Annotated in this window: 11 protein-coding genes and 1 pseudogene; 5 read left to right on the top strand and 7 right to left on the bottom strand. The window is 56.8% G+C overall.

Going from position 1 to position 12,458, the window contains the following annotated elements; translation table 11 throughout:
• Positions 1–11: 11 nt before the first annotated feature.
• The 4 genes from ACKWJN_RS02780 to ACKWJN_RS02765 form a co-directional block, all read right to left on the bottom strand.
• Positions 12–191 carry a rubredoxin gene (locus ACKWJN_RS02780; RefSeq protein ID WP_408594301.1) on the bottom strand — a complete coding sequence of 60 codons (180 nt, stop codon included), beginning with the start codon at positions 189–191 and terminating at the stop codon, positions 12–14.
• A 37-nt stretch (positions 192–228) separates the two neighbouring features.
• A complete protein-coding gene (locus ACKWJN_RS02775; RefSeq protein WP_408594299.1) occupies positions 229–717 on the bottom strand; it encodes a rubrerythrin family protein in 489 nt (162 codons plus the stop codon).
• A gap of 141 nt (positions 718–858) precedes the next feature.
• Complete coding sequence (locus ACKWJN_RS02770; protein WP_408594298.1) at positions 859–1,518, bottom strand: SCO family protein; 660 nt, start codon at positions 1,516–1,518, stop codon at positions 859–861.
• A 1-nt stretch (position 1,519) separates the two neighbouring features.
• Positions 1,520–2,623, bottom strand: a complete 1,104-nt coding sequence (locus ACKWJN_RS02765) for an MBL fold metallo-hydrolase (RefSeq protein ID WP_408594296.1) — start codon at positions 2,621–2,623, stop codon at positions 1,520–1,522.
• A 165-nt stretch (positions 2,624–2,788) separates the two neighbouring features.
• Here ACKWJN_RS02765 and ispH point away from each other — a divergent pair, with 165 nt between their 5' ends.
• Positions 2,789–3,727 carry a 4-hydroxy-3-methylbut-2-enyl diphosphate reductase gene (ispH, locus tag ACKWJN_RS02760; protein WP_408594294.1) on the top strand — a complete coding sequence of 313 codons (939 nt, stop codon included), beginning with the start codon at positions 2,789–2,791 and terminating at the stop codon, positions 3,725–3,727.
• A 33-nt stretch (positions 3,728–3,760) separates the two neighbouring features.
• Here ispH and ACKWJN_RS02755 read toward each other — a convergent pair whose 3' ends face one another.
• The 3 genes from ACKWJN_RS02755 to dxs all read right to left on the bottom strand — a co-directional run bounded on the left by ACKWJN_RS02755 (position 3,761) and on the right by dxs (position 7,928).
• Positions 3,761–4,717 (bottom strand): alpha/beta fold hydrolase, encoded by a 957-nt coding sequence (locus ACKWJN_RS02755; protein WP_408594292.1) that lies wholly within the window; start codon positions 4,715–4,717, stop codon positions 3,761–3,763.
• A 79-nt stretch (positions 4,718–4,796) separates the two neighbouring features.
• Complete coding sequence (gene hemA / locus ACKWJN_RS02750) at positions 4,797–6,050, bottom strand: glutamyl-tRNA reductase (RefSeq protein WP_408594290.1); 1,254 nt, start codon at positions 6,048–6,050, stop codon at positions 4,797–4,799.
• Positions 6,051–7,928: a 1-deoxy-D-xylulose-5-phosphate synthase gene (gene dxs, locus ACKWJN_RS02745; protein WP_408594288.1), complete on the bottom strand. Its 1,878-nt coding sequence runs from the start codon at positions 7,926–7,928 to the stop codon at positions 6,051–6,053.
• Between the two features lie 134 nt (positions 7,929–8,062).
• Between dxs and hemE the strand changes: the two genes are divergently transcribed.
• The 4 genes and pseudogenes from hemE to ACKWJN_RS02725 all read left to right on the top strand — a co-directional run.
• Entirely contained in the window at positions 8,063–9,169 is a 1,107-nt protein-coding gene (gene hemE / locus ACKWJN_RS02740) for a uroporphyrinogen decarboxylase (protein ID WP_408594286.1), read from the top strand.
• Between the two features lie 4 nt (positions 9,170–9,173).
• On the top strand, positions 9,174–10,445 hold the full coding sequence (locus ACKWJN_RS02735; RefSeq protein WP_408594284.1) for a Coenzyme F420 hydrogenase/dehydrogenase, beta subunit C-terminal domain: 1,272 nt from the start codon (positions 9,174–9,176) through the stop codon (positions 10,443–10,445).
• Between the two features lie 65 nt (positions 10,446–10,510).
• Positions 10,511–11,536 carry a magnesium chelatase ATPase subunit I gene (bchI, locus tag ACKWJN_RS02730; protein WP_408594283.1) on the top strand — a complete coding sequence of 342 codons (1,026 nt, stop codon included), beginning with the start codon at positions 10,511–10,513 and terminating at the stop codon, positions 11,534–11,536.
• Positions 11,537–11,551: 15 nt separating this feature from the next.
• Positions 11,552–12,458, top strand: a pseudogene (locus tag ACKWJN_RS02725) (hypothetical protein); the annotation flags it as partial.

Here is a 12,458-nt window from a genome sequence, read left to right as displayed (position 1 = left end):
GACAACACACGTCAGAATTCGACCGCTTCGAAATCAGCCTTCGCCACACCACAGTCAGGGCATGCCCAATCTTCGGGCACATCTGCCCATGGGGTACCCGGTGCGATACCGTCTTCGGGGCGGCCAGCGGCCTCGTCATACACAAAGCCGCAAACGATACAAATGTAGGTTTTGAAATCAGCGTGAGTCATGGTGTTTCCTTTGTCAGTTGAAGAATGGTTGTTTGAATCAAGCAGTGGCCTTCAGCTTGTCGAGCTGAGCTTGGTAATGGTTGGCGTGACGCTCTTCCACTTTGGCTAAAGCTGCGAAGCGCTTTTGCGCCTTCACCAAAGTGGCAGTGAATTCGGCTGCATGGACTTTGGACTCTTCAATTTGTTCATCCATCTCAGCCACTGCGGCAGCATTGCCTTCAGCTTCAGCCGTTTTTCGGAAGGAGGGGTACATCTCGGTGTACTCGTAGGTTTCACCGTCGATGGCAATCTGCAAGGCCCTGGCAGGCGTCATGGTGGCTTTGGGGTAAAGCAAGTCCAAGTGCCCAAAGGCGTGCATCACTTCTTGATCTGCGGTTGCTTCAAAAGTACGTGCAGTTTCCTCGTCGCCCATGTCACGGGCCAACTTGGCGAAGTAGCGGTACTTGATATGGGCCATCGATTCGCCAGCAAAGGCAGCTTCGAGATTGGCCATGGTTTTGATGTCTGGGCGGGCTTGTGTGGTCATGAGGAACTCCTTGGTTAACGAAATTAATCGATACAGAACCAATGATAGTTAAGGCTAATTCAATTGCCCAATTGAAATTCACTAAACAGCCGATAGGCTTTTGGAAATCCAACTTCGCGACCAGATCACGCCCCTCCCCAGTCAGCGATTTTTGACGGAAAGAAAAGGTCGCACCACATCCACGATGCGTTGGGCATCCGTGCCGGGTGGCAAGAACCCAAGGTAACGGCCATCGCTGCCCATGACATAGATGAAGGCGGAGTGGTCAATCGTGTATCGCAACCAACCACTGACAGGCACTTTTTGGTGGAACACCCGATACATATTGGCCACCTTGCTTATGTCAGCTTCGCTGCCTGTCAACCCTATCAGTTGGGGGTGAAAAGATGGGACATAGGCCGAAAGCAGTTTGACCGTATCTCGCTTGGGGTCTAGGGTGATGAAAATCGGCACCACCTCATGCGCTGAGTCCCCTAACAAACCCATCGCTTGGCTGATTTGAAACAAATCCGTTGGGCAGACATCCGGACACGTGGTGTAGCCGAAATACATCAGCATCACCTTGCCGCGAAAGTCTGTATCGCGGCGCATCCGCCCTTGGTGGTCTGTCAAACGAAACGGGCCTCCGACCGGTTCTCGGTTCCACATGACCGCATCCATCAACTCTGCGGCCGTGCGTTTGTTTGGCTGGGGCTCGTTGGCAAAAGCCAGCGTCACCATCAGGCCCAGTGCCAGCCACCTCACGAGGTGGTTCAGGGCCGTCATGGCCGTGCCTGCTTGCATGGCAGACCGACCTGGCATCTCACGCGCCAAAAGTAATGCGACTGCCCGTGGTGGTCACCAACACGTTATCAGGCATCTGGTTGCGTGCTTCTTGAATGAAATTGAGCCCGCTGCAATGCATAGGAATCAGCACATCGGGCTTGAGCTTTTTGATCTCGGCCACCACGTCGCTGAGGTAGTCTTTGGGTGCAGGCCCCAGGTGGAAACCACCCACAATCGCGTGCACCTTTTCAATACCGGAGACCTCTTGCGCTTGGCGGACCGAGTTGACAATGCCCACGTGCCCACATGAACTGATGACAACGAGACCTTTGCCCTTGATATTGAAACAGGTGGCATGCTCATGAAGGTGTTCATCAGGCACCGTCTTGCCCGCCATGTCAGCAGACAAATATTGACTCACATCACAACCTGCGCCGTTTTTCATACCGAATTCCACGTGCGTATTGGGCAACACCCGTTCAATGCTGCGACGCTTGATTTGCCCCGTGGTGAATGCATGGTTGACCAATACCGTCGGCTTATCCGCAAGGACGGCAGAGATGTTGCGGGCAGCCAACTCGCGGCGATCCAGCGTGCCGAAATCACTGAACTGTCCAGGCGCTCCATTGAGGCGATGGCAAAAATTATCTTCTCCACCGGCATAAAGCTTGATACCGGGTTGCAACATGGCGCGGTATTTGTCGAGAAAACCAAGCAGACCACCAAAGTGGTCATAGTGGCCATGGCTCACCACCAGGGCATCGAGCTTGCGGGGGTCAACACCCAGCAACTCCATGTTGTTGAACAACACGTTTTGGCTGTACCCATAGTCGAGCATGATGGTGCGCTCTTCTGCAGCACGCTGCGACTCCAGCCAAAGGGAGAGTCCCCACTCGTTGTGCAGAGAGCGTCTGAAATCTGCCGCACGGGGGGGTGGCTGAATGACGACACCGTTCACTTTGTTTGAACGAAAAAACAAGTCGTAGCTGCTGTCAACCAGCACGCGAATGCTCAACTTGTCTACGTCTGGCGTCTCAAGCACCGCAGCGCCAGCCGACCCAGAGGGCAAAGCGCCAGCGGCCAAGGCCGCTGCACTGGCTGAACTCAGCAAAAAATGACGTCGATCCATGTGCTTGTTCATGAGACTGCCTCCATCTGTGGGTGTGAAAACTGACCCAAGATTAAAGCACAGGGCCAAGCGAAGCCACATGCATGTGTCAGACACGATATATTCTCATCAGAGTCACGATGCAAAGACGCTGCATCGCGCTGATGTCCTCTCAACAACTGACTGTGGATTACAAATATGAGTGTTGACTCTGTTTTGTTGGCTGAGCCTCGTGGCTTTTGTGCTGGTGTCGACCGCGCCATAGAGATTGTCGAACGGGCACTTACCAAATTCGGACCACCCATCTATGTTCGGCACGAAATCGTTCATAACAACTTTGTGGTCGATGCTTTGAAAAAAAAAGGCGCTGTATTTGTTGAAGACCTGAATCTAGTCCCCCCCGGCGCAACCTTGGTATTCAGCGCCCACGGTGTCAGCCGATCCGTCCAGCAAGAGGCGCAGGCAAGAGGGTTTTCTATTTTTGACGCAACTTGCCCACTGGTGACCAAGGTTCATGTGGAAGTCGCAAAGCTCCACAAAGAAGGTTACGAATTCATCATGATCGGTCACAAAGGCCATCCGGAAGTCGAAGGGACTTTGGGACAGATCGACAGTGGCATCCATTTGGTCGAAACTGTTGCCGATGTCGCCCGTGTGAACCCCCGCCAGACCGAGCACTTGGCCGTGGTGACGCAAACCACATTGAGCACGGACGATACGGCTGAGATCTTGGCCCATGTGAGAAAGAAATTCCCATCCATTCGGCAACCCAAACAACAAGACATTTGCTATGCCACGCAAAATCGTCAAGATGCGGTGAAATTACTGAGCACACAGGTGGATGTCGTGATCGTCGTTGGAAGCCCGGCGAGCTCCAACAGCAACCGCCTTCGCGAATTGGCCCATCGCATGGGCGCTGACAGCTACATGGTCGACAGTGCGGTCGAGTTGCAGGCGCATTGGTTTGAAAAAAAACCCAGAGTTGGATTGACCGCAGGCGCTTCGGCCCCTGAGGTTTTGGTGCAAGAGGTCGTTTCGCGACTGCGCGACATGGGCGCAGTGAGCATACGCAAAATGGACGGTTTACAAGAGCGCATCAAGTACCCCCTGCCCAAAGGTTTGCGCATGCCTGTGTGAACACCCAACACGCCCAGAGTCGATGCTGAATCATCAAGGAGCGCCACGATTGCCTAGCAACTGGGCGCTCAAAAAAGCCTCCACCCGTGCCAGCCCAACCTCAGGTTGCTCCTCCTGAATCACATGTCCTAACTTGGGCAACACCACCGTAGACGACTGCCGCAACACCGAGGCGTAACTGGCGGCATTGTTGCTGGGAATCATGTGGTCGTCCCCCCCCCAGATCAGCAAGGTGGGCGCTGTGATTTTCTTCAATCGCGGGATGGGATTGGAATACATCGTTTGATCGGCTCTGTCCAAAATGGCAGCCCTCACGCCTGGCGCTCTCAGCATGTCGTGGTAGCGGCTGAGCATCTGCTCAGTCAACCCTTGTGGATCTGAAAATGCGGCCTCAACGAAGCGACGCACGAAGTACTCAGGCAAACAATATTTCATCAGCCCCATGATGGCGGGCACCTCGTAGGGTTTGGTTCCCCATTGCGCCTCAGGTGCAAAACCATCGGGTGCCATCAACACCAATGCCTTCACGCGCTCTGGTTGCGCTGCGGCCAAGCCCCACGCCATTTTTCCGCCCAAGGAATGACCCACAATGGAAAAGCTGGACACGTTGAGTTTGTTCACAAAACCGATCAGCGTCGCCAAGTCTTGATCTTCCGAATAATTCTTGGAAGGACTCTCGCCTGTCAATCCAAACCCTGGCAAGTCGAGTCGAATCACACGAAAATTCAACGCGAATTGGGGCGCCCAAGTGTCCCAAGTTTGTTGGCTAGAACCAAATCCGTGGAGCAGTAAAAGTGCGGGTGCGTCTCTTGGGCCTGCATCTTGATAGTTGACACGAAGACCATCGACCTCTAGCACGCGCTGCGAGGCAGCCCCATAGCGATGCAGCAGTTCTGCTCGATCCAAGTCTGGCGTCCACAACCCATACAGGCCCGCGGCAAGCACAAAAGCACTGATCAGCAACGCATGTCTCCCATGTCCCGGTGTCATGTTGGAAATTGGCTCACACGCGGGCCAACCCATGTGCGGATCTGATGCCGTGCAACGTGCATTGACAGAGTCGCATCGTTCAATCGTTTAGAAAAATATGTCGAACCGCCTCAAGGGCTTTTTCTCTTTGCACGCCATCCGGGTGATTGAGTTCTCGCAAGGGACCGTTGAGCACCTTCTTCATCAACGCCATGGACAGAGACTCTAGAACGCTGTCCACCGACTGCCCCTTTTCTATGCGTTTGCGGGCACGGGCCAATTCTGTTTGACGCCAAGCGTCTGCTTGGAGATTGAGTTCTCGGATCAAAGGGACATGGCTTCTGCGATCTAACCAAGCCATGAACTTTTCAACACCTTCATCGATGATGATTTCAGCCTCAGCCACCGCTTCTTGCCGCTGACTTTGTCCACTGTTGATCACTTGTGTCAGGTCATCGATGGTGTAGAGGTAAATGCCTGACAAGTCTTTGACTTCAGGTTCGATATCGCGTGGAACCGCCAAATCCACCATGAAAATGGGCCGGTTTTTTCGAGCACGAAGTGCCCGTTGAACCGCCCCTAGGCCAATCAAGGGCAAGGTACTGGCGGTGCAACTGATGACCACATCAAAGTCCTGCAAGCGCATCGGCAGATCTGCCAACGACATACTTTGTCCACCGTGCTGCGTAGCCAACATCTCCGCCCTTTCGGCAGAACGATTGGCAATCGTGATGGACCGGGGAGATTTGGCGGCAAAGTGCGCAACGCACAACTCGATCATTTCTCCGGCACCGACAAACAACACGTTTGTGTCTTTGATATTTTCAAAGATTCGGCTGGCCAATCGAACACTCGCTGCGGCCATGCTGATGGAGTGCACACCGATGTCCGTGGATGTTCGAACCTCTTTGGCCACAGCAAATGACCGTTGAAACAATTGATTCAAGGTGGTTCCAAGTGCGCCCGAATCAGCAGCCAATCGCACCGCATTTTTGAATTGGCCCAGTATTTGAGATTCGCCCAGGACCATCGAGTCCAGGCCACTCGCCACCCGAAAAGCGTGCCGTGCCGAGGCATCACCTTCGAGTCGGTAAATGTGCGATTGCAAAACATCCACATGTGCCTTGCCAGTGTCGGCCAACCACTTGAGGGTCTGCCGCCAATGCACCTCATCGCCTGCACAATAAACTTCTGTTCGGTTGCAGGTGGACAAAATCGCCACTTCTTTGTGCGTCTCAAAACTACGGCGTAGCCCTTGCAATGACAGCACCAATTGATCTGACGCGAAGGCAAACCGCTCACGCAAATCAATAGGCGCTGTTCGGTGGTTCAGCCCTAAAGTCCAGACCGCCATTTAGACCACCCGCCTGAGCATGGGGGTGGCGTACAGATCCGGCCAAGCCTGGGACACACGCTGAAGAATGCCTGTCGCTGTCAAACCATAGTGCTGCATCAAGCCTTGGGGGTCTCCATGCTCGGTGAACTCATCCTCAAACCCCATCACAAGAACGGGCTTGAAGATGCCCATGTCTTGCAGGGCCTCCAAAACCGCTGCGCCTGCTCCGCCCATGCGGGCACCATCTTCGATGGTGATGAAGCGCTCGTGTGTGAGTGCTGCATGGCGCAGAGTCTCCAAATCAAGGGGTTTGGCCCATCGCATGTTGATGACGGTGGCGTTCAACGACTCGGCAGCTTTCAGTGCTTCATACAGCAAGGGACCAAAAGCCAAAATGGCCATGCCTTCGCCCTCGCGGCGAATGTCTGCCTTTCCAAACGGCAGCGCGCTCAAATCTGCTTGCACTTGGACGCCCACACCCGAACCTCGCGGGTAGCGCACCGTGACAGCACGGTCATGTGCGTAGGCTGTGCTGAGCAATTGACGACATTCGTTTTCGTCGGCTGGACACGCCACGCTCATGTTGGGAATGCAACGGGTGTAAGCAATGTCAAACATCCCCGCATGGGTCGGTCCATCGGGACCCACAATGCCAGCCCGATCCAAGGCAAACACGACGGGTAATTTTTGCAGCGCGACATCGTGGATCAATTGGTCATAGGCTCTTTGCAAAAAGGTCGAGTAGATCGCCACCACAGGCTTGAGACCCTCACAGGCCAAACCTGCGGCAAACGTCACGGCATGCTGCTCTGCAATCCCCACATCGTGATAGCGCCCTGGAAAGCGTTGACTGAACTCGACCATGCCCGAGCCTTCTCGCATGGCCGGGGTAATACCCACCAAGCGCGGGTCCTTGTTGGCCATGTCGCACAGCCATTGCCCAAACACTTGGGTGAATGTCACTTTGGTCTGAGCAGCCGGTATCAACCCGACCGTTGGGTCAAATTTACCTGGCCCGTGATAGCTGATGGGGTCCGCTTCTGCTTTGGCGTAGCCCTGACCTTTGCGGGTCACAACATGCAAAAACTGCGGGCCTTTTTCTTTTGAGATTTTTTCTAAGGCTTGGACCAAGCCGAGGACATCGTGCCCGTCGATCGGGCCGGTATAGGTGAACCCGAGCTTTTCAAAAATGGTGGCGGGCTGAATCAGCTGCTGGGTTTGCTGTTCCAGATGACGCGCCAGCGCAAACAAGGGCGGCGCATTGCGCAGCAGTTGCTGGCTGAGTTTTTTGGCTTGCGCATAAAAACGACCCGACATCAATTCAGACAGGTATTGGTTCAAGGCCCCCACGGGCGGACTGATGGACATGTCGTTGTCATTGAGCACCACCAACAGATCGCATTCACTGGTGCCTGCGTTGTTCATGGCTTCATACGCCATCCCAGCGGTCAGTGCCCCGTCCCCAATGATGGCCACTGCTTTTCTGTGGCTGCCAGTGAGCTTGGCGGCCATGGCCATGCCCAAGGCAGCCGAAATACTGGTGGAAGAATGTGCGGTGCCAAAAGCGTCGTACACACTTTCTTCACGATGGGGAAAACCGCTCAAGCCACCCCGCTGACGCAAAGTTCCCATCCTCTCCATTCGCCCCGTCAACATTTTGTGGGCGTAGGTTTGATGGCCCACATCCCAAATCAAGCGATCTTCCGGGGTGTTAAATGCGTAATGCAGGGCAATGGTCAGCTCAACCGTGCCCAAGTTAGAGCTGAAATGCCCACCTGTCTGTGACACTGAACGAATCAGCCGCTCGCGCAGTTCTTCGGCCAATGCCGGTAATTGCGCCAAAGGAAGATTTCTCAGTTGAGAAGGCGATTGAATCCACTCTTGCAAGGCGTCCATGATTGGCCTTTGATGTTGCTTGTCTGACCTTGAATTTACAGACATTTGACAAGATGTCAAGTTAAATTGACACTTGTTGTACTATTTCATTGACACCCCAGCATCTCCCATTGCCTTCAAGCGAGTTCATACCCATGCACACCAGCTTACAAAACGACCAATTTTTACGCGCATGCTTGCGCCAGTCCACGGAGCACACCCCCATTTGGTTGATGCGCCAAGCGGGTCGCTACCTGCCTGAATACTGTGCCACCCGCGCCAAAGCAGGCAGCTTCATGGGTTTGGCCACCAACACCGACTTCGCTACCGAGGTCACCCTGCAACCCTTGGACAGATACCCTTTGGACGCGGCCATCTTGTTCAGCGATATCTTGACGGTACCCGATGCCATGGGGCTGGGCTTGCGCTTCACCCAGGGCGAGGGCCCCAAATTTGAAAAAGTGGTGCGTGATGCGTCGGCTGTGGCTGCCCTCCAAGTTCCCGACATGAACCGATTGCGCTATGTGTTCGATGCCGTGTCGTCCATCCGCAAGGCGTTGAACGGTCGGGTGCCCTTGATTGGCTTTTCAGGCAGCCCCTGGACCCTGGCCTGCTACATGGTCGAAGGCGGAGGGTCGGACGACTACCGTTTGGTCAAGAGCTTGATGTACAGCCGCCCCGATCTGATGCATCGCATCTTGGAGGTCAACGCCCTGTCCGTGGCGGCCTATTTGAATGAACAAATCAAAGCCGGCGCGCAAGCCGTGATGGTCTTTGACAGCTGGGGCGGCGTCTTGGCCGACGGTGCCTTTCAGGAGTTCAGCTTGGCCTACACCGCCAAGGTGTTAGCCCATGTGAACACCCACCACGAAGGACAACAAATTCCACGCATTGTGTTCACCAAGGGGGGCGGACTGTGGCTGGAGGACATGAACGCATTGGACTGTGAGGTGCTGGGCCTGGACTGGACCGCCAACCTAGGCCATGCACGCGCTTTGGTGGGTGGCAAAGTGGGTGGCCCGGGCAAAGCCCTGCAAGGCAATATCGATCCCAATGTGCTGTTTGCGCCTCCTGAGCAAATCGCCACCGAGGCGCGCCGTGTGCTCGACAGTTTTGGCCAACCCCATACCGACCCACACACCACAGGTCCATCCCACATTTTCAACTTGGGGCACGGCATCAGCCAATACACGCCGCCAGAGCATGTGGCTGCCTTGGTGGAGGCGGTACACAGCCACTCGCGCCAAATGCGCGCGCCTTGATCGCATGACGCCGTCATCCCTTGCGCGCGACGCAGCCCCTGTCCGCAAACTGTGCACAGATTGCGGACTGTCTCGCACCGACGACCCCAAGCGCTGTGGCCAAGCCTGCCAATTCATCCAGCCCGACTACCCAGGCTTGGAAACACAGGTCCACGGTCGCCAGCGCCAACAAGCCACCGGCGAACACACCGCACAGCCTGACGAGCTGTTTTTCGGACCCTACCAACAGATCCTGAGCGCGCGCATGGCGTCGCCCGCAGAGGGCGCCCAGTGGACCGGCATCACCACCCGACTGGCCGAAGTGCTGCTGGAGCAGGGCTTGGTCGATGCAGTGATTGCGATGGCCGCCGATCCCAACGACCGCTGGCGTCCACGCCCCGTGCTGGTCACGCAAGCCCAAGACATGAAGCAATGCCGGGGTATGCGCATGGGCTATGCCCCCTTGCTCAGCTTGGTCGAGCCCGCCTTGGCTCAGGGCTACAAGCGCTTGGCAGTGATTGGCATCCCATGCCAAATTTATGCCCTGCGCGCCATCCAGGCGCAACTGGAGCGCGAGCAAGGTTTGAAAGAGTTGTTCGTGATTGGCACACCCTGCTCAGACAACACCACCACAGAAAATTTTCACCAGTTTTTAGGCTTGATCTCAGACCGTCCGCAAGACATCAGCTACGTGGAGTTCCGCGCCGATTACAAGGTGGAGGTCCGCACCGACCAGGGCGACAAGCGCCTGATCCCGTTTTTGAACCTGCCCTTGTCCACCCTGCCGCCCGACTTCTTTCCCCTCACCTGCCGCACCTGTGTGGACTACACCAATGTCTTGTCGGACATCACCGTGGGCTACATGGGCGGTCACGGCCAACAATGGTTGCTGGTGCGCAACGCACGCGGCCAAGCCCTGCTTGACATGCTGAGCCCACAACTCATCACCAGCGCACCCATCAGCAAGGGCCGACGTGAGGGCCCAGTGCGCGGTTTCAAGGCGAACACCGAACGTGCGGCTGGCGGCCTGCCCCTGCGTCGCATGCCCGCCTGGATCAAGCCGCTGGTGAACTGGCTCATGCCTCGGGTAGGCCCGCGTGGTCTGGAGTTCGCGCGCGCGCGGGTAGAGATGAAAGCCATCGAATCCATCTTGCACCTGCGCCGTGAGGCCCCGTCGCGCCTCAAGAACATGCTGCCCCACCATGTGTGGCAACTGGCCGCAACTTATGGGCTTAACCCTGAGGTCGACACGTCCAAAAAGCGTCACGCAACGGACACACCGCAGGAAAAACTGTAAATTTAACTTGACACTTGCTTGCGACTTTTGGATGATGACTTGAGAATTCTTTTCTGGAAAGCCCCATGGCACTGACCTTCCCTTTTGCGGCCATCGTTGGTCAAGACGAAATGACACTCGCCATCCAAGTGGTGGCGGTTGACCCCTCCATTGGGGGTGTGCTTGTTCTGGGCGACCGTGGCACGGGCAAATCCACCGCAGTGCGGGCCTTGGCAGACTTGCTGCCGCCCATCCAGGTGGTCAAAGGTTGTCCCTACCGCTGCGACCCGGCCCAAACCGCCAATGCCTGCCCGGTGTGCCAGGCCAAAGACCCCAAAGCCAAAACCGTGGTGGAACGTCAAGCAGTGGCCGTGGTGGACCTGCCTTTGGGTGCCACCGAAGACCGCGTAGTCGGCGCGCTGGACCTTGAAAAAGCCCTGTCCCAGGGCATCAAGCAGTTCTCGCCGGGCTTGCTGGCGCAAGCGCACCGGGGCTTTTTGTACATTGACGAAGTCAACCTGCTGGATGACCACTTGGTCGACCTGCTGATCGATGTGGCGGCCTCAGGTGAAAACCTGGTCGAGCGCGAGGGCCTGAGCGTGCGCCACCCCGCGCGCTTTGTGTTGGTGGGCAGCGGCAACCCTGAAGAAGGTGAGTTGAGGCCCCAGCTGCTTGACCGCTTTGGCCTGTCGGTGCAGGTGCGAACGCCCCAAGACTTGGCGCTGCGCGTGCAGATCATCAAGCGCCGCGATGAATTTGAGAGAGACCCCAGCGCGTTCAAAGCGCATTGGCACAAAGACAACCAAAAGCTGCAAAAACGCATTGTGAAAGCGCGCGAACGGCTGGCGCAAGTGACGGTGAGCGACGACATGTTGATGCTGTGCGCTCGGCTGTGCCAACAACTGGGCACCGATGGCCTGCGCGCCGAGCTCACCTTGCTGCGCGCCACCCGGGCATTTGCGGCCCTGCAAGGACAGCTCAGCGTTGAAGCCCAGCACCTGCAAAGCATGGCGCCGCTGGCCTTGCGTCACCGCCTGCGCCGCAATCCGCTGGACGACACCGACTCTGGCGCCCGCGTGCAACGCAGTCTGCAAGAAGTGCTGGCTGCCTGAGTCTGCGGGCTGGCCATGAAGCAGGACCTCACCACCCCCGCCGAGCGCCTGAGCGCCTGGCACGATGCCTTGCTCAGTTTGCAAATTTTGCAACTCGACCCGCAGGGCTTTGGTGGTGTGTGTCTGCGCGCGCCACATGGCCCGGTGCGCGACCGCTGGCTCAGCGCGCTGGCAAATCTGGGACTGCCACTGGTCAAAGTGCCGGGATCCGCCGATGCCGAACGGCTGCTGGGTGGCATTGATTTGGCCCACACCTTGCAAACCGGACAGCTGCGCATGCAAGCCGGCTTGCTCCAACAAGCCGACCAAGGCCTGGTCTGCCTGCCCATGGCCGAACGGCTGGCCCCGGCACTCCTGGCGCCTTTGGTGCAGGCACTCGACACCGGCCAAGTGCCCGCCACACACCACCACACCCAAGCCAACAGCACCCGCTTTGGCGTGGTGGCCCTGGACGAATCAATGCCCGATGAACCCGGCCTTGGGGCTGCGCTGCAAGAACGTTTGGCCATCTGGTTGGACATGCAAGTGCTGTCTCTGTCGGACATCGAGGCTGATTGGTCACATGCCGTCAACCCTGACCCCGCTGCCGGTGAGGATGAGCTTCACATCCGGCTCAGCCCTCAGGCTTTGACCTATGCCCGTGAGCGACTGCAACAGATCCAAGCCAGCGATGCACAACTGCAAGCCCTGTGCGCTTCCGCCATGGCGCTAGGGATAGGCTCCCTGCGTGCACCCAGCTTGGCTTTGCGCGTGGCCTGCGGCCACGCCGCCTTGAATGGGCACAGCCGACTCGACGACGAAGACCTCGCATTCGCTGCCCGATGTGTGTTGGCGCCGCGTGCCACCCAGTGGCCTGTTGAGCCATCCGACGATGCGCCAACTGATCCAACCCCGCCCACGGACAACACCGAGGCAGACCCAC

Source organism: Limnohabitans sp., from assembly GCF_046052825.1.
Lineage (GTDB): Bacteria > Pseudomonadota > Gammaproteobacteria > Burkholderiales > Burkholderiaceae_C > Limnohabitans.
The sequence above is the reverse complement of the archived record's forward strand: the minus strand, read 5'-3'. Positions and strand labels throughout refer to the sequence as shown.

What these genes read in the sequence shown, in the direction of transcription:
- dxs (WP_408594288.1), bottom strand. Translation starts at nt 7,928, where the DNA reads ATGGACGCCTTGCAAGAGTGGATTCAATCGCCTTCTCAACTGAGAAAT.
- hemA (WP_408594290.1), bottom strand. Translation starts at nt 6,050, where the DNA reads ATGGCGGTCTGGACTTTAGGGCTGAACCACCGAACAGCGCCTATTGAT.
- ACKWJN_RS02765 (WP_408594296.1), bottom strand. Translation starts at nt 2,623, where the DNA reads ATGAACAAGCACATGGATCGACGTCATTTTTTGCTGAGTTCAGCCAGT.
- ispH (WP_408594294.1), top strand. Translation starts at nt 2,789, where the DNA reads ATGAGTGTTGACTCTGTTTTGTTGGCTGAGCCTCGTGGCTTTTGTGCT.
- bchI (WP_408594283.1), top strand. Translation starts at nt 10,511, where the DNA reads ATGGCACTGACCTTCCCTTTTGCGGCCATCGTTGGTCAAGACGAAATG.
- ACKWJN_RS02755 (WP_408594292.1), bottom strand. Translation starts at nt 4,717, where the DNA reads ATGACACCGGGACATGGGAGACATGCGTTGCTGATCAGTGCTTTTGTG.
- ACKWJN_RS02735 (WP_408594284.1), top strand. Translation starts at nt 9,174, where the DNA reads ATGACGCCGTCATCCCTTGCGCGCGACGCAGCCCCTGTCCGCAAACTG.
- ACKWJN_RS02775 (WP_408594299.1), bottom strand. Translation starts at nt 717, where the DNA reads ATGACCACACAAGCCCGCCCAGACATCAAAACCATGGCCAATCTCGAA.
- ACKWJN_RS02780 (WP_408594301.1), bottom strand. Translation starts at nt 191, where the DNA reads ATGACTCACGCTGATTTCAAAACCTACATTTGTATCGTTTGCGGCTTT.
- hemE (WP_408594286.1), top strand. Translation starts at nt 8,063, where the DNA reads ATGCACACCAGCTTACAAAACGACCAATTTTTACGCGCATGCTTGCGC.
- ACKWJN_RS02770 (WP_408594298.1), bottom strand. Translation starts at nt 1,518, where the DNA reads ATGCCAGGTCGGTCTGCCATGCAAGCAGGCACGGCCATGACGGCCCTG.